A 24950-nucleotide genomic window follows, 5' to 3' on the forward strand; every position below is an offset into this window, starting at 1 on the left:
TTCCCAAAGCAAAGTGTTACAACGCAGGCAGCTTCTCACGCCGCGTCTTCGATCTCTTCGCCCGTCTTGCGCGGCACGTAGTTGAGCACCGGTCCGAGCCAGCGCTCGATTTCGGAAACCGCCATACCCTTGCGCTTGGCATAGTCTTCCACCTGATCGCGCTCCACCTTGGCGACGCCGAAATAATAGGAGTCGGGGTGGCCGATATAGAGGCCGGAGACCGAGGAACCGGGCCACATCGCATAGCTCTCCGTCAACTTCACACCGGCCGCCGTCTCCGCATCGAGCAGCGTGAAGAGCGTTGCCTTTTCGGTGTGATCCGGCTGGGCGGGATAACCGGGCGCCGGGCGGATACCGGCATAGGCTTCGGTGATCAGATCCTCTTTGCTAAGCGTCTCGTCCTTCGCATAACCCCAGTATTCGCGCCGCACCTGCTCATGCATGCGCTCGGCAAACGCTTCGGCGAAGCGGTCGGCCAGCGCCTTGACGAGGATCGAGGAATAATCATCATTCGCCCGCGCGAAGCGTTCGGCGATGGCGATCTCCTCGATCCCGGCCGTCACCACGAAGCCGCCGACATAATCCTGCACGCCGCTCGAAACCGGCGCGACGAAATCGGAGAGCGCCACGTTCGGCCGCCCGTCCCGCTTCGAAAGCTGCTGGCGCAGCGTGTAGAAGGTGGCGAGCTCCTGGCTGCGGCTCTCGTCCGTGAACAGGCGGATGTCGTCGCCGACAGCACCGGCTGGCCAGAAACCGATGACGGCGCGCGGGCGGAACCACTTCTCGTCGATGATCTTCTTGAGCATCGCCTGCGCATCGGCCCAGAGCGCGCGGGCTGCCTCGCCCTGCTTCTCGTCCTCGAGAATGGCGGGGTAGCGGCCGCGCAGTTCCCAGGTCTGGAAGAACGGCGTCCAGTCGATATATCTGGCAAGCTCGCCCAGATCGTAATCCTCGAACACCTGCGTGCCGAAGAATTGCGGCTTCGTCGGCTGGTAGCCGGACCAATCGACCTTATGCGCATTCTCGCGGGCCCGCGGCAATGGCAGGCGCACCTTCTCGGCTTCGCTGCGCGCGTGGGCGGCCGCCACCTTGGCATATTCGGCTCTCATATCGTCGACATAGCCTTGGCGTGCCTCCGGCGACAGCAGCGCCGAGACGACGCCGACGGCGCGGCTCGCATCGGTGACGTAGACCGCCTGCCCCTTGTTGTAGCCCGGATGGATCTTCACGGCCGTATGTACGCGGCTGGTCGTCGCCCCGCCGATCAAAAGCGGGATCTCGAAACCCTGCCGCTCCATTTCGGCCGCGACGTGTACCATCTCGTCGAGCGACGGGGTGATCAGGCCTGAAAGTCCGATGATGTCGACCTTTTCGGCAATCGCCGTTTCGAGAATCTTCGTCGCCGGCACCATGACACCGAGGTCGACGATCTCGTAATTGTTGCAGGCAAGCACGACGCCGACGATGTTCTTGCCGATATCGTGCACGTCGCCCTTGACGGTCGCCATCAGGATCTTGCCGGCCGAGCGACGTTCCTCGCCGCCGTTGAGGCGCTTTTCCTCTTCCATGTAGGGCAGCAGCACGGCGACCGCCTGCTTCATGACGCGCGCCGACTTGACCACCTGCGGCAGGAACATCTTGCCCGAGCCGAACAGATCGCCGACGACGTTCATGCCGGCCATCAGCGGTCCCTCGATGACATGCAGCGGCCGGGCAGCCTGCAGGCGCGCCTCCTCGGTATCGGCTTCGATATATTCGGTGATGCCGTTGACCAGCGCATGTTCGAGGCGCTTTTCGACGCTCCATTCGCGCCAGGAGAGGTCCTGGACCCGGCCCTCCCTGGCGCCGGCGCCACGGAAGCGCTCGGCCACTTCGAGCAGTCGCTCGGTGCCATCGGGACGGCGGTTCAGCACCACGTCTTCGCAGGCCTCGCGCAGTTCCGGATCGATATTGTCGTAGACGGCAAGCTGGCCGGCATTGACGATGCCCATGTCCATACCCGCCTGGATGGCGTGGTAGAGGAACACGGCGTGCATCGCCTCGCGCACCGGCTCATTGCCACGGAACGAGAAGGACAGGTTGGAGACGCCGCCCGAGATATGCACCAGCGGCATGCGCTCGCGGATCGTCCGCGTCGCCTCGATGAAGTCGACGCCGTAATTATTGTGCTCTTCAATGCCGGTCGCGACCGCGAAAATGTTCGGGTCGAAGATGATGTCCTCGGGCGGGAAACCGATCTTTGCAGTCAAAAGCTTATAGGCGCGTGTGCATATCTCCACCTTGCGCTCGTAGCTGTCCGCCTGCCCCGTCTCGTCGAAGGCCATGACGACGACGGCCGCACCGTAATTGTGCAACAGCCGCGCCTGGGCGAGGAAATTCTCCTCGCCTTCCTTCAGCGAGATCGAATTGACGATCGGCTTGCCCTGAACGCGCTTCAAGCCGGATTCGATGATCGAGAACTTCGACGAGTCGATCATCACGGGCACGCGGGCGATATCGGGCTCGGCGGCGATCAGGTTGAGGAACTCGACCATCGCCTTCTCGGAATCGATCAGCCCCTCGTCCATGTTGATGTCGATCACCTGCGCGCCGTTCTCGACCTGGTCGCGCGCCACATCGAGCGCTGCGGTGTAATCGGCATTGGTGATCAGCTTGCGGAAGCGGGCCGAGCCGGTGACGTTGGTGCGCTCGCCGACATTGACGAAGGGAATGTCCTTGGTCAGCTCGAAAGGTTCGAGACCCGACAGCGACATGAAGGGGCGATGCTCGGGAATCGCACGTGGCTTGTACTTGGCGACGGTCTCGGCGATTGCCCTGATATGTTCAGGCGTCGAGCCGCAGCAGCCGCCGACGATATTGACCAGGCCTTCGCGGGCGAAGCTGTCGATCTGCGCCGCCATCAGCTCCGGCGTTTCGTCGTACTGGCCGAATTCGTTCGGCAGGCCGGCATTCGGATAGGCGCAGATGAAGGTGTCGGCGACGCCGGAAAGCTCCTGCAGATGCGGGCGCATCGCGTTGGCGCCGAGCGCGCAGTTGAGGCCGATCGTGAAGGGATTGGCGTGGCGCACCGAGTTCCAGAAGGCCGATGGCGTCTGGCCGGACAGGGTGCGGCCGGAAAGGTCGGTGATCGTGCCGGAGATCATCACCGGCAGGCGCACGCCCTTGACCTCGAAGCGCTCCTCGCAGGCAAAGATCGCCGCCTTGGCGTTCAGCGTGTCGAAGATCGTTTCGATCAGGATGATGTCGGCGCCGCCGTCGATCAGCCCGTCGATCTGCTCGCCATAGGCAATGCGCAGATCGTCGAAGCTCACGGCGCGAAAACCGGGATTGTTGACGTCGGGTGAGATCGAGGCGGTGCGGTTGGTCGGTCCGATGGCGCCGGCGACGAAACGGCGGCGGCCATCCTCGCGCTCGGCGCGCTGTGCTGCCCGGCGCACGATCTCGGCGCCTTCCTTGTTGAGGTCGTAGACCGCGCCTTCCATCGCGTAATCGGCCTGCGCGATGCGGGTCGAGGAGAAGGTGTTGGTCTCGAGAATATCGGCGCCGGCCTTGGCGTATCGGTAATGGATCTCTTCGATCGCATCTGGCTGGGTCAGGATCAGAAGGTCGTTATTGCCCTTCTGGTGGCAGGCGCAGCCGATGAAGCGCGTTCCGCGGAACTGGTCTTCGTCATAGCCGAGCCCCTGGATCTGAGTGCCCATGGCGCCGTCGAGAACAAGGATGCGCTCGCTCGCAGCCTGTCTCAAAGCTGCAAAAACTTCATTGCCGTCACGTTTGCCCGTTTCCGGACCAAAGAGGTTGTCAAACACGGGAGGGCTCCTTGACGTCGTAAGACCAGACAGTCCACATCACATAAAGATATCTTTATGTCAATATATGCCTATCGATTTCGTGCTTTGCAAGCCTGGCCCCATGACAGACTCGAATGGCCTCTATATAGGCATTTCAAAAGCATCGCGCACGAAATCGGAGGAAATGTCATGGCACCCGTGCTTGGAAACTGGACGAGCCGCGCCTATCATCGCGGCTGGCTGCTGAACCAGGCAAATGGCCTCTTCGATTTCTTCCAGCACAATTCGCGCAACCCCAAGGGCGGCTTCTACGATCTCGACGATACCGGCAGACCTCTCGACGCCGAAGGCCAGGTTCGCGGCGTCCATATCGCGGCGCGCGCCGTGCATTGTTTCTCGATCGGCACGCTGCTCGGCCGCCCGGGTGCCAGCGACCTCGTCGATCACGGCATGAACTATCTCTGGAACCAGCATCGCGACCGGAAGAATGGCGGCTATTTCTGGTCACTGAACAATGACGGTCCAGTCGACACCAACAAGCAGGGTTATGGCCACGCTTTCGTGCTGCTGGCCGCCTCCTCCGCCAAGACCATCGGCCATCCGCTTGCCGACGGCATGCTTGACGACATCACCGAGATCCTCAACACCAAGTTCTGGGAAGCAAAGCACGGCGCCATCGCCGAGGAATTCACCGCCGACTGGCAGCCGCTCGATGGCGGCACCTATCGCGGCCAGAACTCCAACATGCACCTGACCGAAGCGCTGATGGCCGCCTTCGAAGCCACCGGCGACAGAGAGTACCTGACCAAGGCCGAAAGCATCGCCGATCTGGTCATCCGCCGGCAGGCCGGTTCGGTCGACTGGCGCGTCGCCGAGCATTTCGACGCCGAATGGAACCTCGACAAGCAATATTATCATCCGAACGAAATGTTCCGCCCGGCCGGCACGACGCCCGGTCACTGGCTGGAATGGGCCCGCCTGATCCTGCAGCTCTGGACGCTCGGCGGCAAACGCATCGAATGGCTGCCGGATGCGGCCAAGGCGCTTTTCGCGCAATCCATGGCGCTCGGCTGGGACAATGACAAGGGCGGCTTTTTCTATACACTCGACTGGGACGACAAGCCCGCCAAGCGCAACAAGCTCTGGTGGCCGGCCTGCGAGGGTGCCGCCGCCGCCCACTTCCTCAACGAACACCTTCCGAGCGATTTCCACGAAGACAGCTACCGCAAGATCTGGAACGTCATCGAGCGCGCCTTCATCGACCACCACAACGGCGGCTGGCACGAGGAGCTGACGGAAGACCTCATTCCCTCGCACTCGCTCTTCCCCGGCAAGGGCGATATCTACCACGCCCTGCAGGCCTGCCTCATCCCACTTTTCCCGGCAACCGGCAGCCTGACGAAAGGCATCGCCGAGGCTGGCGGCAAGCTCTGAGCTTCAGTAACCCGGCGCCCTCAATTCGGCGTTTGGGTTGCGCTGGAACCATTCGACATCCTCGTTGACGCGGTCGAGTTCGTCCTGCACGTCGCGCTGGTCGCGGCGGATGTCGTGCATGTCGTCTTCCAGATCGTCGATCCGCCGGCGCAGCTCCGACCTGTCGCCATCCTTCGCATCCTTAAGCTTGTCGGAGAGCTCGTCGATATTAGCCTCCTTGGAGCTGTAGTCGTTCTGCATCGCGTTGAAGCGCTCCTGCAGCCCGTGCTGCTTGCCGCCGAGGTTGAAGCCACGCAGGAAGCCCGACGCGGTTTCCGGCGGGCAGACATTGGCGTAGCCGCTGCCCGCCTGGCCGCGCGCCAGCCCGCTGAGCGGCGTGCAGTAGCGCACCAGGCCCGCCTGGTAGCCCTGGAACCAGATCGTCTGATCCGGCACGATCTTGACCCGCTCGCAGGATTTTGCATGCGCGGCGAAGCGCTGCTGCGGCTCGTAGCCCGCAGCACCGTCGCTGTCGCCGATCACCCGCCAGTCGGCGGCCAAACATTCCTCCTTGGAAAGCGTGTTGCAGGAGGCCAGGAGAAGGCCGAGACCGATGGCGGCGGCAAGCGCGAAGAACAAGCGGATCATGGCATCCCGGGAAGGTTAAGGAGGGCGATGCCGCACCTTAACCGCAGGACAAGGCAACGTCACCGCAGCGGCGACGAAATTTTGCAGTTTTCATGGCTTTTTTCTGTCAAAATTACGGCAGTCTACCCTTCAGAGCGGAGCGAGCCGCAGCGTATCCAGATCCTTCGCGAGCATCAGCGCCAGGGCCTCGACCGCGAGATTGTGGTCGTCGCGTTGCGGCAGGCCGGAGACGGTGACCGCGCCGATGCAGCCGGTGCCCTTGACGTTGATCGGGAAACTGCCGCCATGCGGCGCATAATCGGCGTCGGGAAGCCCGTTATCCTCAACCGTCTTGCCATCCTTCCTCAGCTTCAGGCCGGAGGCATAACTGCTGCGGAAATAACGCAGCACCATGTTGCGCTTGCGCCGGACCCAGTTGACGTTATCGGGCGTCACACCCGGCAATGCCGCATAGAAGACCGGCATTGCATGCAGGGTCACGTCGATCGCGATGCCGAGGCCGCGCTCGGTGGCGAGTTCCTGCAGGAGTTTGCCGAGCTGCCATGCCGTCGTCAGGTCGAAGGCGTCGAAGCTCAGAGCCTTCTCCTGCTCCGCAATCCGGCTGAGATCGTCCTCGATTGTCATGGGCAAGCGCTCCTCTGCCGCGATAATCCGCTGCAGACAATTCTCGCCAACAGCGAAAATGTAAAGCAAAAACTTGGGCCTACCTCACCTGTCAGAGCTTCGGCGTCAGCATCTCGAAACGATCGCGGATGGTGGCGCAAGTATCGCCGCCGAGCCTCGCAATGGCATCGAGCGCGGCCGGATCGACATGCAGCCGTTCCGGGTCGACGACCCCGTCGCGGTAATGCGCATAGACGATCTCGCCCATGACGATCTGCCGCGAGCGGCCGAGCTCCAGGGTCACATGCCGCCGGCATTCGAAGGCGGCCGGCGCCTCGGCGATAAAGGGTGAGGCTACTTTCTCGCCTGATATCGCCGTCAATCCCGCTTCCTTCAGTTCGTCGACGCCGCGGGGATATTTGGCGCCGCAGACGTGCATGGCCTCGGCGATGGCGAAGGAGACGATGTTGACCGTGAAGACCTCGGTCATGCGGATATTGTGGCCGGTGTCCTTGAACGACATGTCGGCATTGTTTTCGACACCGATCGCAAGGATCGGCGGATCGGCCGAAAGGCAGTTGAAGAAACTGAAAGGCGCCGCGTTGACCCGGCCGTGCTCGTCGACCGTCGTCACCAGCGCGATCGGCCGCGGGATGATCGTACCGATCATCAGCTTGTAACGCTCGCGCTCAGAGAGCTGCTGGAAGTCGAAGGACACCGCCATGGGATCAGCCGACCCTCTGGGCCGGCGAGAACCCGCTCATCGCCCCTGTGAAGGATTTCGGCAATGGTGAGGCATAGGAGCCGCGCTTGCTGGTGGAAAGCTTAAGCGACACCAGGGCCTCGGCCTGCTTGACGGCGGCCGCCACACCATCGACGACCGGCACGCCGTAGATCGCCTGCAACTCGCGCGCCAGATCGGTCATGCCGGCGCAGCCGAGCACGATCGCCTCGGCGCCGTCTTCGGCAAGTGCCCGCTCGATCTCCGCCCGGAGCTTGCCGACCGCGCCCGAGGCCGCATCTTCAAGCTCCAGCACCGGGATATCGCAGGCGCGCACCCTGGCGCGGTCGCCCATCCCGTAACGGCGCACCAGATTGTCGATCAGCACCCGCGACCGCTCGAGTGTCGTCACCACGGTGAAGCGCTGCGCCAGGAAGCCGGCCGTCACGACTGCGGATTCGCAAAGCCCGAGGATCGGCACATCGGCAAAGCTCCGTGCCGCCTCCAGCCCGGTATCGTCGAAGCAGGCGATGACAGCCGCGTCGTAGCCGGCCGCCTGCCGCTCCTTGAGTTCGCTAAGCAGACCGGGGATCGCCAGCGCGCCGTCGTAATGGCCCTCGATGGAGACGGGGCCCATGCGCGAGGTGGCGGCGATAATCTCGGTTTCGGAAGCAGCCACCGCGCGTGCCGCGGTCGCGGCCTTCTCGGTCATAGAGGCCGTGGTGTTCGGATTGACGATGAGGATGCGCATGTCAGTCTATCTTTGCCTGCCGCCGGCCGAGCATGGTCATGATGCCGAGCGCGATGAGAATGATGGTGAAGGAAAACAGTGTCGTCACCGTGCCAAGCGCATAGAGCACCGGCGTCGTGACATTGGTGGTCATGCCATAGATTTCGAGCGGCAGCGTGTTGTAACTGCCCGAGGTCATCAGCGTGCGGGCGAATTCGTCATAGGAGAGCGTGAAGCCGAACAGACCGACGCCGATCATGCTCGGCGCGATCATCGGCAGCACCACATGGCAAAAGGTCTGCCAGGAGCTGGCACCGAGATCGCGCGCCGCCTCTTCATAGGCCGGCGAGAAGCGGTTGAAGACGGCAAACATGATCAGCACGCCGAAGGGCAGCGTCCAGGTGAGATGCGCGCCGAAGGCCGATGAATACCAGGCGGGCCTGAGCCCTCCCTCCTGGAAGACGACGCCGATACCGAGCGAAATGATGATCGACGGCACCACGAGACTTGCGACGGTGGCGTAAAACAGCGCGGTCGAACCTGGAAAACGGCGGCGGAAGGCAAGGCCGGCGAGCAGCGACACGGTGACGGTCACCACCATCACCATCAGCCCGAGAGTGAAGGAGCGCCGGAAGGAGGCGCCGAAATCGCCGACCGCCTGCTTCTCGAACAGGTTGAAGAACCAGTGGATGGAAACGCCGTTCATCGGGAAGGTCAGACCGCCGTCCGGCCCCTGGAAGGAGAGGATCAGGATCGCCGAAAGCGGGCCGTAGAGGAACAGCACGAAGATGACGAAGAAGATCGCCAGCAGATAGAATCCGAGGCCGCGTTTTTCGTGGTTCATCTCAAAGCTCCTTGCGGATGTCGACGACACGCAGGATGGCCGCGACCATCAAAAGCACCACGGCAAGCAGCACCACGGCATTGGCGGCCGCCGCCGGATATTGCAGCAGCGACATCTGGTTCTTCATCATCAATGCCACCGAGGCGCTCTGGCCGCCGGACATCACCTGCACCGTCGAAAAGTCGGCCATGACGAGGGTGACAACGAAGATCGTGCCGATCGCCATGCCGGGTTTGGCCAGCGGAATGACGACGTTCCACAGCACCTGCCAGCCCGACGCGCCCGCATCGCGCGCCGCCTCAAACAGCGACCGATCGATGCGCATCAGCGTGTTGAAGATCGGCGTCACCATGAACAGCGTATAGAGATGCACCATGGCGAGCACGACGGCGAAATCGGAATAGAGCAGCCATTCGATCGGCTGCGGGATGATGCCCATCTTGATCAGCGCCGAATTGACAAGACCGTTGCGCCCGAGCACCGGGATCCACGAAATCATCCGGATGATGTTCGAGGTCATGAACGGCACGGTACAGACGAGAAAGAGGATCATCTGGGTCGAGGTCTTGCGGATGTGGAAGGCCAGGAAATAGGCGACCCAGAAACCGATAAGAAGCGTCAGCGCCCAGACGATCGCCGTGAATTTCAACGTGTTGAGATAGGTCTTCCACGTCACCCACGAACCGAGCGTGTCGGTGTAGTTCATCGTCAGGAAATCGGGATAGAGGCCGGCGAAGTCGTAATCCCAGAAGCTAACGACGGATATCATAGCGATCGGCAGCAGGAAGAAGAAGCCGAGAATGCCGATCAGCGGCATCGCCTGGAGATAGGAGATCGCTGACGGGGAAAGGCGAAAGGAGCTTTTGCCGCGGGCGCCGTGACTGCCCTCTTCCGTTTCTGCTGCGATGGTCGCCATTATCCGGTTCTCCGTTCTGATTACGGCAGGTTGAACGAAGGTGCATGCCGCCCCCTCATCCGCCTGCCGGCACCTTTACCCGGGTCGAGCCACTGGTCTCGACCCGTCCCTTCGGACCCCCTAGGGGAGAAGAGAAACGCGGCAGCGCCTGGGCCACCGCGAACCTTGCTTTGGTTTCGCAGCATCGCTGCGAACCCCCTCTTCTCCCCGGCGGGGAGAAGATGCCCGAAGGGCAGATGAGGGGACGGAGCGGAGCGACGTCTTCAGCATCAGCGAAAGACGACGCTGCCCCGCCCGAAACATCAGGCAGCGATGAACTCGTTCCAGCGGCGGACCATGTAGCGGTCTTCGTCCATCACGGAGTTCCAGCAGGCGACGGCGCCCATGCGGGTTTCGAACGAGCCGCCGTCACGCACGGCGCCGGCCTTTTCCATGACCTTGCCCTCGGGAGACAGGATGTCGCCCTGGGCCGGCTTGCCCTCGATCCAGTAGCCCCATTCGTCGGCCGACATGAATTCCTTGGCGGTGTCCATGGCAGCGGAATAGTAGCCCTGGCGGTTGAGGTAGCCGCCGACCCAGCCGGACGTGTACCAGTTGATGTATTCGTAAGCCGCATCGAGCTGGGCGCCCTTGAGATGCGAGGCAAGGCCGAGACCGCCGCCCCAGGCGCGATAGCCTTCCTTGAGCGGCTGGAAGGTGCAGGCGATGCCCTTGGAGCGGACGGCGGCGACGGCCGGCGACCACATCGACTGGATGACGACTTCGCCCGAGGCCATCAGGTTGACCGACTCGTCGAACGACTTCCAGAAGGCGCGGAACTGGCCGTCGGCCTTGGTCTTGATCAGGAATTCGATCGTCTTGTCGATCTCTTCCTTGGTCATGTTGCCCTTGTCGGCATATTTGATCTTGCCGGAGGCTTCCATGATCATCGCCGCATCCATGATGCCGATCGACGGAATGTTGAGGATCGCGGTCTTGCCCTTGAAAGCCGGGTCGAGAATATCGGCCCAGCTGGTGATCGGACGGCCAGTGAGGTCGGGGCGGATGCCGAGCGTGTCGGCATTGTAGATGGTTGGAACCATCGTCATCCACTGCGTCGGCTCCTTGGCGAATTTCTTGGAACCCTGCGCTTCGACGAAGCCGACCGTGTGCGGCGCCGTGCCCTGGGCAATGACGCTGTCTGCCTTCAGCTTGCCGTTGATGAACAGCGGCACGATCTTGTCGTAATATTTCAGCTTCTTGACGTCCATCGGCTGCATCACGCCTGTTGGAAACACCTTCTTGGCGATCCAGTATTCGATGTCGGCGATGTCGTAGCTGTCAGGCTGGGTGACGGCGCGCTGGGCGGCGGCATCGGAATCGGTCGCCGTCATCTCCAGCGTGATGCCGAGGTCGGCCTTGCACTTCTCGGCGATGGCATTGATGTTCGAAACACCGGTGCCGAACTGGCGAAGCGTGATGTTCGTCTTCGCCCAGATTGTCGGGAAGCCGGTGATGGCGCCGGAGCCGGCAATAGCGCCGACGGCGGCAGCACCCGTCTTCAGCAGGGTGCGGCGGGAAAGACCCTTTTCCGCCTTGGTCGATGTGGTTTCAGTCGTCATGCCAGTTCCCCTTTTTGTTGGATGGGCAAGGTTGGTTGTCGATGGTGGTTCAAGCGGAAGCGCGGCCGAGCAGCACGGCATCCTCGAGCGCCCAGCTGAGTGAGACGGCGTCGCCGACGGCGACCGGACGGGCGAAATAGTCGCTATCGTCGGCAATGACGGTGAAATCGTCGCTGCCGGCGCCGATAACGGTGATCTTCACCGAAGAGCCGCGATATTCGATGTTGGAGACGATCCCGTCGAAGCCGAGCGTCCATTCGGTCGCCACCTGCAAGCGGACACGGTCGGTGCGGATGCCGATATCGACGGGCTCTCCGATCTCCCTGCCCGTTCCACGCACCGAAAAGCTCTGCCCCTCCGGCACGCTCATGACGAGTACGCCGTTCTCGCTCGACGTTACCCGGCCGGTGAGCACGTTGTGATCGCCCATGAACCGGGCGACGAAGGCGGTCGCCGGCTTTTCGAAAATTTCGCGCGGTGCCGCGGCCTGCTCGATCCTTCCGTCATTCATGATGACGATGACATCGGCGAGCGCCATCGCCTCTTCCTGGCTGTGGGTGACGTGCACGAAGGTAATGCCGAGCGACTTCTGCAGTTTCTTGAGCTCGGCGCGCATGCGGATCTTCAAAAACGGATCGAGCGCCGACAGCGGCTCGTCGAGCAGCAGCGCTTCCGGGTCAGTGATCAGCGCGCGCGCCAGCGCCACGCGCTGTTGCTGGCCGCCGGAAAGCTGGGCCGGGCGCCTAACGGCATAGGACTCCATCTGCATCAGCTTCAGCATCTCGAGCGCCTTGGCCCGCCGTTCCGCCTTGTCGACGCCCTTCATCTTCAAGCTGAAGGCGACGTTGTCGATCAGGTCGAGATGCGGGAACAGCGCGTAGGACTGGAACATCATCGCCGTGCCGCGCCTGGCCGGCGGAAAATCGGTGACGACTGTATGGCCGAGCCGGATATCGCCCGACGAGATGCTCTCGTGGCCGGCGATCATCCGCAGCGTCGAGGTCTTGCCGCAACCCGACGGGCCGAGGAAGCAGCAATAGGAGCCGGCCGGAATCTTCAGGCTGATCTCATCGACCGCCGTCGTCGCGCCGTAGACCTTCGAAACGGATACTAAATCGATCTCTGCCGCTTTCGACATCATGCTTCCCCTGTTCGGAAAAGACGATGCATCCGCCGTGCCAGATTCCCTCACGCCGCGCCAAGCTCTTGTGAAACAAAGATTTTGCCGACGACAGATCCATGAGGAGAATTTTGAGCACGACAGTGTCTGCACATGATTTAGGCTATCGTGCTCAATTTTTGCAAAAAATCGTATACAATTTAACCGGCATTTCGGGCACAAAATCATTTAACTTTTGCCGCGAAGCCGGATATGGTTTGCCCGCCATCAGGGAATGATTTCATGAAATCCGCCGCCACGGCTCAGCAGGCCGAAGAACCCGCCGAAACCGGCGCGCAACATATCCGCGACGCCATTCGCGAGGCAATCGTCGAACGCAGGCTTTCGCCCGGCACCAAGCTTTCCGAAAGCGATGTCGGCAATCTTTTCAATGTCAGCCGTACGCTCGCCCGCGCCGCTTTGCAGGCGCTCTCCTATGAGGGCCTCGTCAACGTCGAAAAGAACCGCGGCGCCTTCGTTGCCTATCCCTCGCCTGAAGAAGCCCGCCAGATTTTCTCAGCCCGCCGCCTGGTCGAGCCCGGCCTGTTGCGTGAGGCAGCGGCGCGGATCACCCCGGATGACGTCAGAGATCTGAGAGAGCTGTTGCTGGAAGAGGGCCGGCTGATGGGCGAGCGTGGCCAGACGGCGCGCCGCGCCGAGATCAAGGCATCCGGCGATTTCCACTTGATGCTGGCGGTCATATCCGGCAATGCGATCATGCAGCGCTTCATGGAGGAGCTCGTTGCCCGCTCGTCCCTGGTGATCGCGCTTTACGGCCAGTCGACCGCCTCGAGCTGCGGCCATTCCGAACACGGCGAGATCATCTCGGCAATCGAAAGCAACGAACTGGACCGCGCCTGCGAGCTGATGCTGCATCACATCGCCCATATCGAGGGCGATCTCGACCTGCGCGAACGCAAGAGCCTCGGCCTCAAGGAAGCCTTCGAACTTTAAGAGTGACCGTCGAGCGATACCCAGGCAAGACGTCGGACGCGCGGCTTTCGCCACACTCCGTGTCGCGTCAAGCGGAGTGTCGAAACACTACCAAGGCGTCTGCTTCGGCAGCATTTCGAAGGCCGCGAAGATATCCTCGGCGGTCCGCGGCTCGCTCGAGCGCAGCTTCACGGCGCCGTCGCGGCCGACCAGGATCAGCCCGAACGCGCCGGATGGCGGCCCCTGCAGCCGCTCTCTGACATCGTCGGCATCGAGTTCGGAGCCGTCGTCGAACAGCGAGAAAGCACCGCCGCCGGCAATGATGAAAACCTCGACATCTTCCTCGATGAGACGCATATGCGCGTTCCGCAGCCGATCGTCCTGGATGACGGCGCGGTCGTCCTGCGCATCGGCGAAGATGATCAGCACGCGCTTTCTGTCGCGAAACTGCTCGAGCGATTGCGGAAGCTCCGGCGCGCGCCGCGGAGCGCCGATGATTTCATGAACGATGGATTTCAGCATGATGCTCATTCCTCACCCGCACTGGCGGCGGGCCTGCCGGTAAAACGGCTGGCAATGGGCGAGGTTCCGCCAGGAAGCGGAAAAGGATCGCGGCCATGGCCGCGATCCTCATCCAGTCAGTCGCGGTTCTGTTCTTCGGCGGTGCGAGCCGAAACGGCGACGAGATCAACCGTGCCATTGGCAAGAAGGCGCTTGCGCACCAGCACGCGCATGACACGCGCCGCCGTCGAGAAAGTCATCTGGTCGAGCGGGCCTTCGCCCTCCCACGGCTTGGTCAGCCGTTCGGTAACTGCGCCGACGATATTCATCGGCACGATATCTGTGCATTCGCGCATCGCTTCGAAAACGAAGCCGATGGGGATGACCCGTCCTTCGTAAGTCACGATCGGTTCGGTCAGTTCGCTGTCCCATTCCTCGAAGGCATAGAGCGCTTCGCGAAACAGCTGCTGGAGGGTAAACGGCGCATGGCCGTCATGAAGTGGCGGCAGGGCATTCATCATGTCTGTCTCCTCTTGATGGGTTGAAGCCAAAGTCCTCCGGTATCGGTCGCGCCAACGCGGGGAACGGAACGTTTTTGCTGCCCCTGCGAACCGATTAACACGATTGATTCTATAGACTAACGCGCCGGGGTAAAGCCCATTTATCGGCGATCCCGGAAGCGAATTCCATAACGCGCTGATATTCTTGCATTTTTTAGTTGAAATTTTCCCCGCGCCGACCGTTCTTGAAAATCTATGTCGCAGCTCCAGATTGCCCCGCAATGGCACGACCGCGCGAAAAAACGCTGAAAATTCACGGAACTTTTGTCGCTGTAATCTGTTTTGTTCTCACATTTGAAAAACAGTCTGGGGTAATCACCAATGACGCAAATCCGTGAACCGGAGCGCCGAAGCAGGATCCTGCGCGGCCGGCCCTACAGCCTTGATGAATTCGCTTCCAAATATGGCCTGCTGAGCGATCAGGCCGAAAGCCTGTTCACCCGCTTTGGCCCCTCCTCGATCGAACTCGACCTGCTGATGGCCGCCAAGCGCCGCCTGCCGGTTCGCCACGACAGACCAATTACTCATGACAGAATTGCGGAATAAACACCTTTAACGAATGGAATGAATAGATGAGCAACAGACGCCACGAATGGATCAGCAAAAGAGCTTACGCGATCTGGGAAGAACAGGGCCGCCCGCAAGGGCGTGATGACGATCACTGGCGCCAGGCGGTTGCCGAACGCAATGCGCTGGAACGCACCCAGGCCTCCGTTGATGGCCGCGAGGTGCTGGTGAAGTTTCGCCCGAAGCCGCAGCGGCCGGAAATGCCATGCCAGGACTGGGCCAATCCATCGACAAAGGTCGGCTGATCTTTTCTGCGGAGCGCATCCCTTGCCAAGAAGCCCCCTGTGGCCGGCCTCGTCCTTCGAGGCCTCTGCGGGGCACCTCAGGATGAGGTCGGAGAGAGGCGCGCTTGCCTCATCGGAGAACGCGGCGCTTGCCGCCGATAGTCTAACAGCAGGCACAACAGCTAGCCCTCATGGTGAGGAGGCCCGCAGCCTCATCCACATCGCCACATTAATCGCCAGTGGCCGGCCTCGTCCTTCGAGGCCCCGGGCGGGGTACCTCAGGAGGAGGGCGGAGAGATGTGCGGCTTGCCTCACCGGAGGCCGCCGTGCCTCCGATAGTCTGGCAGCAGGGCGCAACAACTAGCCCTCATGGTGAGGAGGCCCGCAGGGCCGTCTCGAACCACGAGGGCGGGTGGCGGGGCACTCACGGCGCCGCACGATTGCTGCCCACTCGCTCCCCATGCTAGCCTTCCACCATGGAAGTTACCGTTTATATCCTCCGCTGCAGCGACGGCTCGTATTACACCGGCCTCACCAAGCAGGAGATCGAGGCGCGTGTCTGGGAGCACAATGCCGGGACCTATGACGGCTACACTGCCAAGCGCCTCCCGGTCGAACTCGTCTTCACCGAAACCTATGACCGCATCATCGACGCCATCGCCCGCGAGCGGCAGATCAAGGGCTGGTCCCGCCGTAAGAAGGAGGCGTTGATTGCCATGGATTACGAGGCCTTGCCGGAATTGTCCAAACGCGGGCCAGTCGAGGCCAAGTGAGCGCGCGTGGCCGGTGGCCGACCTCGTCCTTCGAGGCCCCTGCGGGACACCTCAGGATGAGGGCGGAGAGATGCCGCGGCTTGCCTGAGCGGAACGAGGGTGTAGCGCGTCTGTCGCGCGGGAGGGTCCGCAATGGCACAGTGCAACCGCTTCCCCGGACACTGGAAACGCTTCATCAAGCATATTGACACAAATCCATGGAATACGGGCTTTCCGCTTACCCGCCTGCGACATTGCCGCTCGACACTTTCTTCGCAAAATCGGAAACGGATAAGAATGAAACGTGGTCACTCGCGGGACACGGATTTTATCTCGCCGCGGCACCAATTCCGGTGCCCGGCCGATCCTGTAATATCGGGAAAAGCCTGAAACGCCCGCCAGGGCAGGCCATGTCAGAAAGCGTTGTTTTCCACGCAAAGCGCCCGGTGGACCTCGGTCCAGAACAGCGCCAGCGGCGTGTCGCCATTGCGTTCGGCAACGAGCGCGCGGATCAGCGCTTCGGAGCCTGCCATGTCCTGCCAGCTGGATTTCAGGCCCTTGGCGGCCTGTTGGCATTCGGCAATCTCGAATGGTCTTCTGCTGTCCATATGAGGTCTCCTCGTGGAAAGGCGCTAGCAGACGGAGCCTGGATTGTCATTCCCCGCATATGTGGGGATGCCTTGTATTTATGACGGTCCTCGCGGTAGGATTGAGGGAATTGGGGCAGTGGAAATGACTGAGAATACCTATAGCGAAAAGTTCGAGTCGGCTTTCGAACAGATCAAGGCTGCGGCCAATGTAGATGGCGCCATCCGCGTTCTGCAGGCGGAATATGGCCTCGATTTCGTCACCTACCACCTCGCCCAGACGATCGCCAGCAAGATCGATTCGCCCTTCGTGCGCACCACCTATCCGGATGCCTGGGTCTCGCGTTATCTCCTGAACAGCTATGTGAGGGTCGATCCGATCGTCAAGCAGGGCTTCGAACGCCAGCTGCCGTTCGACTGGAGCGAGGTCGAGCCGACGCCGGAGGCCTATGCCATGCTTGTCGACGCCCAGAAGCACGGCATTGGCGGCAACGGCTACTCCATTCCCGTCGCCGACAAGGCGCAGCGCCGCGCGCTTCTGTCGGTGAATGCCCGCATACCGGTCGACGAATGGACCGAGCTGGTCCGCCGCTGCCGCACCGAATGGATCGAGATCGCCCATCTGATCCATCGCAAGGCGGTCTACGAGCTGCACGGTGAGAACGATCCGGTGCCGGCATTGTCGCCGCGCGAAATCGAGTGCCTGCATTGGACGGCGCTGGGCAAGGATTACAAGGATATCTCGGTCATCCTGGGCATTTCCGAGCACACGACGCGCGACTATCTGAAGACCGCCCGCTTCAAGCTCGGCTGCGCCACGATCTCGGCCGCCGCCTCGCGGGCCGTGCAATTGCGCATCATCAATCCCTGAAGCGCGTCGCGCGTCTTTTGAGACGGGCAAAGGATGCTGTAACTTCGAATCCTCGCATCGTGCTTTCCGAAAATCGTTTCCGATTTTCGGGCCGGTGCGCCAGGTCGTCGTTTGGCGCATGTCGTTGTCGCAAAACCGCGGCACAGTTTTGCGCGACATGCTCTGCCCCCCTCATCTGAGGGGGCCCATCTGAGGGAATTTCCGATCCGGCCCGTCTGAACCATTCTGCTCTCCACGAACTTGCAAACGCTGGAGGGCAAGATGTTTGTAATCATTCAGGCTCACGAATATCAGAAATACGCTGCCGTACTTGATCAGATGTTTCGCCTGCGCAAGCAGGTTTTCGCCGATACGCTCGGCTGGGACGTTCCCGTCGTCGGCCCTTACGAGCGCGACAGCTACGATGCGCTCGCTCCCGCCTATCTCGTCTGGTGCAACGACAGCCGCACCCGTCTTTATGGCGGCATGCGCCTGATGCCGACGACCGGCCCGACCCTTCTCTACGATGTCTTCCGCGAGACTTTTCCGGATGCCGCCAATCTCATTGCGCCGGGCATCTGGGAGGGCACGCGCATGTGCATCGATGAGGAGGCGATCGCCAGGGATTTCCCGAATATCGACGCCGGCCGCGCCTTCTCGATGATGCTGCTGGCGCTTTGCGAATGCGCGCTCGATCACGGCATCCACACGATGATTTCCAACTACGAGCCCTATCTCAAGCGCGTCTACAAACGTGCCGGCGCCGAAGTGGAAGAACTCGGCCGCGCAGACGGTTACGGCAAGTATCCCGTCTGCTGCGGCGCCTTCGAGGTGTCGGACCGCGTGCTGTGCAAGATGCGCGCCGCCCTCGGCCTGACCCTACCCCTTTATATCAGACACGTGCCGGCCCGCTCGGTCGTGACCCAATTCCTGGAGATGGCAGCATGAACCGCCTCGCTGAAACCGCAATACAGAAAGATATCGGCGCCTTGGAGCGCCACGTGCTCGCCTCCCGCGACATTGCCACGCAGATAGGGGATCCCTTCCTCTCCTATCTCCTCTCGATGGCGCTGTTCACGATCTACGAAAAGAAGGCTCACCACGAGAACGAGGCGCTGAAGAGCAGCTTCAGCTGAGGGCGCGACCCCCTCCGCACGCCCGAAGACCAGCATGTCTCCCGGCGCCTCGCGCGCAGCCGCAAAACCGTCCCCGTTTTGCGGCTGCGCGCCCAGTCATGTCATGGGGAAGTCCTATCACCAAGCAATCCAGTCACGTCATCAGCGAAGCGATCGTCGAGATCAGCGCGTCGTGCATGTAGGGCTTCGGCAGGAAGGCGGTGTTGGCCGGCAGCGCCATGGGGTCCAGCCGCACCATGCCCGAGGTGATGATGATGCCGATATTCGGCCGCATCGCCCTCACCCGCTTGGCAAGCTGGATCCCGTCCATCGAACCTGCCATGTTGACGTCGGTGAACAGGATATCGACATCCTGCCTGCCCTTCAGCACCACCAACGCCTCATCGGCATTTGCCGCCTCCAGCGCCACATGGCCGACATCTTCAAGCACATCGAGGACAGTGAACCGGATCAGCGGCTCGTCCTCGACGATAAGCACCACGGCACTGTTCAACGCCACCATCTGCGACCGCCCTCTTCATCGAATCCAATCTCTGTAATTGCCGCCCGCGCGAGAAGGTTCCAGTACCGGCGCCCACGAAATATGCACCGTCCACAGATGCTTGCGCTCTGCGCTTGTGGCTCCCTGCAATTTGCGTTAGAGCGAACCGATGCTGTGGGAACCATTGCCCCGGCATCCAGGCGCCGGCCTCCGGCGCCAAGGCGCCCACCACCGGCGTCAAGGGCCTGTAGCTCAATGGTTAGAGCCGGCGGCTCATAACCGCTTGGTTGGGGGTTCGAGTCCCTCCGGGCCCACCACCATCCTAAGGTTTTGAATTTTCATAAATTTTAGGTGTAGCCGGACGCGAAATTCCGGAATTTTGACACGAGGTTCCGGAATTTTTGGACATCTGTTGAAGCCCTCTTAAAGCTCGTTTGAAGCTGCCTCAAACCATCCTCAATGTCATTCCGCCCCGAAAAATTGCGATGGTCGTTTGACCATGTAGTGATCGTCACAGACAGCAATTTCCAATATAGATCGCCACTCGAAACGGAATGGCCAGAGAGGCAATCCGCAATATCACTGGGGGTGTATGAACGTTGACGTTGATCGCGAGCTTCAAGTGGAGGCAGACCTACTTTGCGTTTGGAGACACGTTGGTCACCACCCCGAAGAAAACATACGAAGACACGCCCATACCCACACGAGACCTCCCCAATGAAACCGAGCAGCTGGATGGAAGTGGTCTCTGGGTTGCTGGCCTAGCAAGGAAGGTTTTCACGATCGGCCCTCATATCGTCTTCGGGTGGAGCGGGCCGATGGCAAATTTTGAGAAAGCTCTTCGATATCTTTACGCGGCGCCGCTCGATAAACCTTTATCGCTGGAGGATCTAAAAACTATCTTGAATAAAGCGGGACTTCCGACTGATCGAGCATCAGCCTGGTTCGTCAACGCATTTATATGTGATGGAGGTTTGGCAGGATTCAGCCACAACATGCAGAAAATCGCCCAGGAGAAGGACGGCGTAATTTCGGTTGCGGGTTCCGGGGCGCAGACATTCCGAGAGATCCTGGATTTGGACAGCGCCGCCGAGACGGACGGTCTAACCGTCTTTAAACGCACATTAGCCACTCAAGCGCGTTTGCTCCTTGGACAACAACGCCAAGGCCGCCATCTCGACCATGCGTTTGGAGGCGCATTTGAATTCATAGGAAGTGCGAATCATTCATTCGTCAATTTGGATCGTGTGCTAATCGTATTTCGCGACTATTGGGATGTCGGCGAGCAAAATGACGTTCGTAAGGATGTGGACAATGTTTCGCGTGTCGGCAACACTTTCAGCAAAATTGACGCTGCCTACTACATGAGCCACATCGACGATACGCTGGTCGTTGGTCGCTGGTTTCCCGGATCACACAAAATGTTTGCCGCGCCTCGGCCATTTGACGATCAGTTGCCTTCACTGGGTGAAACCTCCTGGTGCGGGGTAGATCAGGTATTGGAGGTTTTAACGCACTATACTGGCAATAGGTCTTCGGTGTTCGATCGGATCCCGGATGAATACGATTTCGAGGTGATAGGGGAAGCAACCCGCGTCACCCTTCCAATGTCGCTCCCGGTGGACTTGGAGAGCGCACTTCGCGAACATATTGGTCAAGAAGCTTAAATGGCCGGACCGCCGTCTCGGGCATAGTTACTGTCCTCCGTAGCCGATTACTTGGCGAGAGATTTGTCTCGTCGGAGGCAGCGTCTAGACCGCCTATCACTTACGGTTTGCCAACTATCGGCTGGTGGAGACTTACCGAGAATGATCGGAAACCTCGCGTTCGACAGCGCTTTGCGGATTGATACGCGCATGATCAGCCTGATCGCCGAGCCACCTGCCTTTCGATAGAAGTTGTGGTACTTATTAATGGATGTCGTTGTTCTCGGGAGGGGTAGCAATTCATGGTCGTGCACAGGGATATGACTAGCGACGAATGGAAGTGGCTTGTGCGCCTCTGCCAACACGAAGCGGATAGCATTCCGAAGGAAATCGAAGCGCGGTTTACCGAACTTGGTCTGTTCGGGCCGAATGGTCTTTCGGACAATGCCAGGAATCTGGTTCAAAATGAACTGCTGGCAGAGCGGCGGAACAGACTGCAAGGGCTTCACTGAGTGATAATTTTGGACGCCAAGCAGGCGTCCAAGGCGGTGATGTTCATTGCGGCACGGCCCAAGCCGGAAAACCGACTATCTCGGCGGCGGCGTTTCCTAGAGTGGCTATTTGGAGAGCCAATGGCCTCCCCAACAGGTTTTCCGGGTTAGGCTTAGCCCTCGGGTGAAGCTGGCGAAGGTTTGTCAACAAATAACGAAATCTTGATCGACAAGCACAGTTATCGGAATGCCACATCGACCCTAGTTGTCAGGAATACAAGGACACTCTTTGGGCAATGCTGGATGGTCACATGCTACAAACTCGCAAACTATTGGCAGCCATGACAACCGTCTTCGTCATCTCCATGTCGGCATCGTCCTGCACCACGAGCTCACATGACTCGGTGCAAACGGGCTCGGTCGGGTATACCTCTCACAGCGCTGACTTTGCTCTCCGGCCCGCCTGCCGCAATGGATTCGGCAACGATCGTCCGTGCAGCTATTAGCGCTGGAAAATGCGGACGCCAGCGCCGTGATAGCTCCATTGGTCGGTGCCGCATCTTTCGGCACGGCACGCTTGTCAGACGGAAAAGTGGAGCCGCCGGCTGCAGGCAGTTGGCTGTAATTGCCCAACAATCTCCGCTTGCTCGGTCCATGGGAAGCCAGTCGTGGATTGGGCCATAGGGGAGATGTGGGGCGAAACATTGGCTACCGCCATGACAGCATCAGACTGACTTCGTCCTACGACATAGTGCCAAGGACTCTTTTCTAATAACTGCAAGAACGCCCGTCGCTAGGTCTGAACCCACCCCCGCAGGCTGGATTAAGCGGGCGACTCTCGTGATAGTAACCGTCGCCGATCGACGAAGTCTGGTCGAGGCTTCCGGACGACGTGCAGGCCGAAGTGATCGTGGCAAGGCTGATCAGCGTTCCGGTCGCGATAAAGGCGAAAAATCGGTTCATCTGAGCGTCTCCTTCGAAGGGGCATGGTTTCAGCCCAAGAGGGCAATCTACCACGCGATGACGGGTGTTTGTGAGGATTTAGAGCGGTTGGCCGCCTCGGCGCCCCGCCTAACGCCAATGTGATCGCCTTTCACCTGCCTCCGAGCCATGCACTGTCGCATAACTGTCATGTAAAATTGCCCATTGCGATGGCAGCTTGGGCAAAATATATGCTGCCGGCTAACAAAAAAAAGAATGAGTGAACTGCCATGAGTGCCCTGCATAAACTTTTCAACCGCAATCTCCTGACCCGTTTCGTGGCCGGTCTCGGTGCGGTTCCCCAGCGTTTTCGCGACGCGCGCGAAGAGCGCAAGCCTGCGATCCATCCGTCGTTTATGGATGATTTCGGCGCATAAAGCGCGCCGCGAAGCCGTCTGCGGCTTCTGATCAAGAAATAGGCAAATCCTTCCGGAACTAGGATCAGTCGACAGGCCGGCCTTCGGCGCCTGCGAAACCGTGGAACTGCAGACCAAGCCGGTGAAAACCGTGCCCAGGATGGAGAGGGTATGCCGTGGTCGCCCCCCTCTGCCCTGCCGGGCATCTCCCCCACAGGTGGGGAGATCGGCAAGTGGCTAGGCCTTCCTACCTCTCTTCCGTTGCGTCGTTCTGCGACGCCAATTGTCTGGGGAAACCAGTGCGTCTAGGCGATCTTCCCACCCGTGGGGGTCCGAAGGACGGGTCGAGACCCGCGGCTCGACCCCGGGCCCGACAGGGCAGAGGGGCTGACACGGCACACTCTCCGTTACTCGCCAGCGCAGGACGCGTTCTCTTTCACTCCCTGTTGAGCCGAATGTTGCAGCCGACCGCTGAACGGGTTTTGAGTTCCACCCACGCATCCCGCACATTTTTCTCCCGATGCGCCTCCGCCCTTCCTTTCCGCCGCAATAGCTTCACAATCAACCGACAGAAAGTGGTTCCGGGAAACGACAACTAGGGAATGAAACATGGCGCCGATTCTCTCCAAAACTATTCTGATGACTGCCCTTCTGGCTCTGCCGCTTGGCAGCGCAGCGCCCGCATTGGCGCAGGAAGCAAAGCCGCGCGAGGCGGTGATTTCGGTGACCGGTGATGGCGAATCGGCCATCGCTCCCGATATGGCCGTCGTCAATCTCGCTGTCGTCAAGCAGGCGAAAACCGCCCGCGAAGCGCTCGACGAGAACAACAAGGCGATGAACGAGGTGCTTAAGGCGCTGAAGGACGGCGGCATCGCCGAGCGCGATCTGCAAACCTCAGGCTTTTCCATCCAGCCGCAATACAACTATCCGCAGCCGGTCGATGGCCAGCAACAGCAGCCGCAGCTGATCGGCTACCAGACCATCAATTCGGTCACCGTCAGGCTGCGCGATCTCGCCAAACTCGGCCAGGTGATCGACCAGTCCGTCACCCTCGGTATCAACCAGGGCGGCGACATCCAGTTCACCAACGACAAGCCGGAAGCAGCCCTCGAACAGGCGCGCAAGAATGCCGTCGCCGAGGCCGTCAAGAAGGCGAAGACGTTGAGCGAAGCCGCTGGCGTCAAGCTCGGCCGGATCATCGAGATCAACGAGAACGTCCCTCGCCCGATGCCGCAGCCCGCCTATCGCGCCACGATGATGAAGGAAGCTTCCGACGCTGCCGTTCCCGTCCAGGGCGGCGAGAACAGTTACAATGTCAGCGTCACCGTGACCTTCGCCATCGATCAGTAAGCATGACAGCGCCGCGCGTCCTTCAGACGCGCGGCGCTGTCAAAGAATTACACAAAAGGAAAACCGCCCTTGCCGATCCGGGAGACTGGCAAAGGCGGTCGGTATTCTAGTTGATATCAGCGACGCAGAGCGGGGCAGCCGCGGACGTTGCCGAAGCTTATCTGGTCGGGGCCGCGACGTGTCCAGCCCTGGACGATGACGCGGCGCGGCGTGACGTCGACGACGCGGGCGCGGCGGAAGCCGAAATCGCGGGCCATATCTTCAGCGAGACGCGGATCGCAACCGCGCGGCCGGCGATCGTAGCCCAGAGGCGGACGGTCGTAGCCGGGCGGCGGACGGCGGTAATCCCGCGGCTGATCACGATCCTGATCGCCGATAATGATATTCAACTGCGCGGCGGCAGGCGCCACCGTGCCGGCAAGGGTGCCGGCTGTCAGCATGGCGGCAAGACCCGCCTTTGCCAAAAACTGCATCATCTAAAAACCTTTCGTTTGAAAGTCGGTGCGGCCGAGCCGCCCGCCTATTACTCCGCATTCCGCCGAAGCGTCATTTGGGAATCACCCATACGGGCTAGAGAAGAGACAAGTGAAAGTGTCGCCGTCAAGGCAAAAGCGACCGGCAAGCGCCGCTTGGACGCTTGCCGCAGGGTGCTTAACGCCGGATCAGCGGGCAGCCGCGGACATTCGCGAAGGTGATCCTGTCCCAGCCGCGACGCTCACGCCCCGCAACGACGACGACGCGCGGCGACATGCGGGTGATGCGGGCATCGCGCAGGCCGAAGTCGCGCGCCTTGCGCACCGCATGCATCGGCGAGCAACCGCGGATCGGACGATGGTATTGCGCTTCGGCGACGAGGTTCGTCTGCGGCGCTGCGGCTGCCGCGGTGGAAGCCGTGACCGGAATGGAGCAGAGGGCGAGCAATGCGGCAAGCGAGGCTTTGGCGAGCAAATGCGTCATGGGGTGTCTCCGTCGATTTGTTCTTTGTCTTTACGCATGTCGTTATCGCGCGACATGCTCGAACTCTCCCTTCAGGGATTGTTTCGACAGTAGACGCTGCAAACTGAATGGCATTCGAACCGCGCATTCAGTTCTCATTCAGAAGGATTAAT

The 24950-nt window shown here is 60.7% G+C and carries 29 protein-coding genes and 1 tRNA gene; 14 read left to right on the top strand and 16 right to left on the bottom strand.

The window, feature by feature from the left end; genetic code table 11:
* Positions 1-35: 35 nt before the first annotated feature.
* Complete coding sequence (gene metH, locus HJB83_RS19185; RefSeq protein WP_221149870.1) at positions 36-3809, bottom strand: methionine synthase; 3774 nt, start codon at positions 3807-3809, stop codon at positions 36-38.
* A 171-nt stretch (positions 3810-3980) separates the two neighbouring features.
* Between metH and HJB83_RS19190 the strand changes: the two genes are divergently transcribed.
* Positions 3981-5225 (top strand): AGE family epimerase/isomerase, encoded by a 1245-nt coding sequence (locus HJB83_RS19190; protein WP_207581181.1) that lies wholly within the window; start codon positions 3981-3983, stop codon positions 5223-5225.
* Positions 5226-5228: 3 nt separating this feature from the next.
* Here HJB83_RS19190 and HJB83_RS19195 read toward each other — a convergent pair whose 3' ends face one another.
* The 8 genes from HJB83_RS19195 to HJB83_RS19230 form a co-directional block, all read right to left on the bottom strand.
* The gene (locus tag HJB83_RS19195; protein WP_221115824.1) at positions 5229-5852 is read right to left on the bottom strand and encodes a DUF2799 domain-containing protein; all 624 of its coding nucleotides are present in this window, start codon (positions 5850-5852) and stop codon (positions 5229-5231) included.
* A 129-nt stretch (positions 5853-5981) separates the two neighbouring features.
* A complete protein-coding gene (locus HJB83_RS19200; RefSeq protein ID WP_164011818.1) occupies positions 5982-6476 on the bottom strand; it encodes a heme-degrading domain-containing protein in 495 nt (164 codons plus the stop codon).
* 91 nt (positions 6477-6567) lie between these two features.
* Entirely contained in the window at positions 6568-7179 is a 612-nt protein-coding gene (locus HJB83_RS19205; RefSeq protein ID WP_207581183.1) for a flavin reductase family protein, read from the bottom strand.
* A gap of 4 nt (positions 7180-7183) precedes the next feature.
* Positions 7184-7927 (bottom strand): aspartate/glutamate racemase family protein, encoded by a 744-nt coding sequence (locus tag HJB83_RS19210; RefSeq protein WP_221132111.1) that lies wholly within the window; start codon positions 7925-7927, stop codon positions 7184-7186.
* A gap of 1 nt (position 7928) precedes the next feature.
* A complete protein-coding gene (locus HJB83_RS19215; protein WP_221132112.1) occupies positions 7929-8750 on the bottom strand; it encodes an ABC transporter permease in 822 nt (273 codons plus the stop codon).
* A 1-nt stretch (position 8751) separates the two neighbouring features.
* The gene (locus HJB83_RS19220) at positions 8752-9666 is read right to left on the bottom strand and encodes an ABC transporter permease (RefSeq protein WP_207581186.1); all 915 of its coding nucleotides are present in this window, start codon (positions 9664-9666) and stop codon (positions 8752-8754) included.
* Positions 9667-9968: 302 nt separating this feature from the next.
* Positions 9969-11267, bottom strand: a complete 1299-nt coding sequence (locus HJB83_RS19225; RefSeq protein WP_207581187.1) for a PotD/PotF family extracellular solute-binding protein — start codon at positions 11265-11267, stop codon at positions 9969-9971.
* A gap of 49 nt (positions 11268-11316) precedes the next feature.
* The gene (locus HJB83_RS19230) at positions 11317-12405 is read right to left on the bottom strand and encodes an ABC transporter ATP-binding protein (RefSeq protein ID WP_207581188.1); all 1089 of its coding nucleotides are present in this window, start codon (positions 12403-12405) and stop codon (positions 11317-11319) included.
* A 264-nt stretch (positions 12406-12669) separates the two neighbouring features.
* Here HJB83_RS19230 and HJB83_RS19235 point away from each other — a divergent pair, with 264 nt between their 5' ends.
* Positions 12670-13380, top strand: a complete 711-nt coding sequence (locus HJB83_RS19235; protein ID WP_221132113.1) for a GntR family transcriptional regulator — start codon at positions 12670-12672, stop codon at positions 13378-13380.
* An 87-nt stretch (positions 13381-13467) separates the two neighbouring features.
* Here the strand turns inward: HJB83_RS19235 and HJB83_RS19240 are convergent, their stop codons facing one another.
* Complete coding sequence (locus tag HJB83_RS19240) at positions 13468-13881, bottom strand: DUF4174 domain-containing protein (RefSeq protein WP_221132114.1); 414 nt, start codon at positions 13879-13881, stop codon at positions 13468-13470.
* 116 nt (positions 13882-13997) lie between these two features.
* A complete protein-coding gene (locus HJB83_RS19245) occupies positions 13998-14381 on the bottom strand; it encodes a hypothetical protein (protein ID WP_207581191.1) in 384 nt (127 codons plus the stop codon).
* A gap of 360 nt (positions 14382-14741) precedes the next feature.
* On the opposite strand from HJB83_RS19245, the gene HJB83_RS19250 reads away from it, so the two are divergent.
* The 3 genes from HJB83_RS19250 to HJB83_RS19260 all read left to right on the top strand — a co-directional run bounded on the left by HJB83_RS19250 (position 14742) and on the right by HJB83_RS19260 (position 15984).
* Complete coding sequence (locus tag HJB83_RS19250; protein ID WP_207581192.1) at positions 14742-14966, top strand: hypothetical protein; 225 nt, start codon at positions 14742-14744, stop codon at positions 14964-14966.
* 26 nt (positions 14967-14992) lie between these two features.
* The gene (locus HJB83_RS19255) at positions 14993-15232 is read left to right on the top strand and encodes a DUF2934 domain-containing protein (RefSeq protein ID WP_207581193.1); all 240 of its coding nucleotides are present in this window, start codon (positions 14993-14995) and stop codon (positions 15230-15232) included.
* A gap of 455 nt (positions 15233-15687) precedes the next feature.
* Positions 15688-15984, top strand: coding sequence for a GIY-YIG nuclease family protein (locus HJB83_RS19260; protein ID WP_207581194.1), 297 nt, complete (start codon positions 15688-15690; stop codon positions 15982-15984).
* 392 nt (positions 15985-16376) lie between these two features.
* Here HJB83_RS19260 and HJB83_RS19265 read toward each other — a convergent pair whose 3' ends face one another.
* The gene (locus HJB83_RS19265) at positions 16377-16571 is read right to left on the bottom strand and encodes a hypothetical protein (RefSeq protein ID WP_207581195.1); all 195 of its coding nucleotides are present in this window, start codon (positions 16569-16571) and stop codon (positions 16377-16379) included.
* A gap of 124 nt (positions 16572-16695) precedes the next feature.
* Here HJB83_RS19265 and HJB83_RS19270 point away from each other — a divergent pair, with 124 nt between their 5' ends.
* The 3 genes from HJB83_RS19270 (at position 16696) to HJB83_RS19280 (ending at position 18536) form a co-directional block, all read left to right on the top strand.
* A complete protein-coding gene (locus HJB83_RS19270; protein WP_207581196.1) occupies positions 16696-17421 on the top strand; it encodes a LuxR family transcriptional regulator in 726 nt (241 codons plus the stop codon).
* A 261-nt stretch (positions 17422-17682) separates the two neighbouring features.
* Positions 17683-18348 carry an acyl-homoserine-lactone synthase gene (locus tag HJB83_RS19275; protein WP_207581197.1) on the top strand — a complete coding sequence of 222 codons (666 nt, stop codon included), beginning with the start codon at positions 17683-17685 and terminating at the stop codon, positions 18346-18348.
* The gene (locus HJB83_RS19280) at positions 18345-18536 is read left to right on the top strand and encodes a hypothetical protein (RefSeq protein WP_003593249.1); all 192 of its coding nucleotides are present in this window, start codon (positions 18345-18347) and stop codon (positions 18534-18536) included. Before HJB83_RS19275 ends, HJB83_RS19280 begins: the two co-directional genes overlap by 4 nt.
* A gap of 133 nt (positions 18537-18669) precedes the next feature.
* On the opposite strand, the gene HJB83_RS19285 is transcribed toward HJB83_RS19280, so the two are convergent.
* Positions 18670-19038, bottom strand: coding sequence for a response regulator (locus tag HJB83_RS19285; RefSeq protein WP_207581198.1), 369 nt, complete (start codon positions 19036-19038; stop codon positions 18670-18672).
* 220 nt (positions 19039-19258) lie between these two features.
* Between HJB83_RS19285 and HJB83_RS19290 the strand changes: the two genes are divergently transcribed.
* The 4 genes from HJB83_RS19290 to HJB83_RS34190 all read left to right on the top strand — a co-directional run bounded on the left by HJB83_RS19290 (position 19259) and on the right by HJB83_RS34190 (position 21660).
* Positions 19259-19334 (top strand) — tRNA-Ile (locus HJB83_RS19290).
* Between the two features lie 339 nt (positions 19335-19673).
* A complete protein-coding gene (locus HJB83_RS19295; protein ID WP_221132115.1) occupies positions 19674-20684 on the top strand; it encodes a hypothetical protein in 1011 nt (336 codons plus the stop codon).
* Between the two features lie 281 nt (positions 20685-20965).
* Positions 20966-21175 carry a hypothetical protein gene (locus tag HJB83_RS19300; protein WP_207581200.1) on the top strand — a complete coding sequence of 70 codons (210 nt, stop codon included), beginning with the start codon at positions 20966-20968 and terminating at the stop codon, positions 21173-21175.
* A 290-nt stretch (positions 21176-21465) separates the two neighbouring features.
* Positions 21466-21660, top strand: coding sequence for a hypothetical protein (locus tag HJB83_RS34190; protein WP_259671359.1), 195 nt, complete (start codon positions 21466-21468; stop codon positions 21658-21660).
* 262 nt (positions 21661-21922) lie between these two features.
* Here the strand turns inward: HJB83_RS34190 and HJB83_RS19305 are convergent, their stop codons facing one another.
* Positions 21923-22117 (bottom strand): hypothetical protein, encoded by a 195-nt coding sequence (locus HJB83_RS19305; RefSeq protein WP_207581201.1) that lies wholly within the window; start codon positions 22115-22117, stop codon positions 21923-21925.
* A 248-nt stretch (positions 22118-22365) separates the two neighbouring features.
* Here HJB83_RS19305 and HJB83_RS19310 point away from each other — a divergent pair, with 248 nt between their 5' ends.
* Both HJB83_RS19310 and HJB83_RS19315 read left to right on the top strand, forming a co-directional pair.
* Positions 22366-22512 (top strand): hypothetical protein, encoded by a 147-nt coding sequence (locus HJB83_RS19310; protein WP_221132116.1) that lies wholly within the window; start codon positions 22366-22368, stop codon positions 22510-22512.
* A gap of 588 nt (positions 22513-23100) precedes the next feature.
* On the top strand, positions 23101-23841 hold the full coding sequence (locus tag HJB83_RS19315; protein ID WP_221115826.1) for an SIMPL domain-containing protein: 741 nt from the start codon (positions 23101-23103) through the stop codon (positions 23839-23841).
* A gap of 116 nt (positions 23842-23957) precedes the next feature.
* Here the strand turns inward: HJB83_RS19315 and HJB83_RS19320 are convergent, their stop codons facing one another.
* Together HJB83_RS19320 and HJB83_RS19325 are read right to left on the bottom strand one after the other, a co-directional pair.
* Positions 23958-24317 carry a hypothetical protein gene (locus tag HJB83_RS19320; RefSeq protein WP_207581203.1) on the bottom strand — a complete coding sequence of 120 codons (360 nt, stop codon included), beginning with the start codon at positions 24315-24317 and terminating at the stop codon, positions 23958-23960.
* 175 nt (positions 24318-24492) lie between these two features.
* Positions 24493-24798, bottom strand: a complete 306-nt coding sequence (locus HJB83_RS19325; RefSeq protein WP_221132117.1) for a hypothetical protein — start codon at positions 24796-24798, stop codon at positions 24493-24495.
* Between the last annotated feature and the right edge of the window lie 152 nt (positions 24799-24950).

Source organism: Rhizobium sp. NZLR11, assembly GCF_019685115.1.
Classification (GTDB): Bacteria; Pseudomonadota; Alphaproteobacteria; order Rhizobiales; family Rhizobiaceae; genus Rhizobium.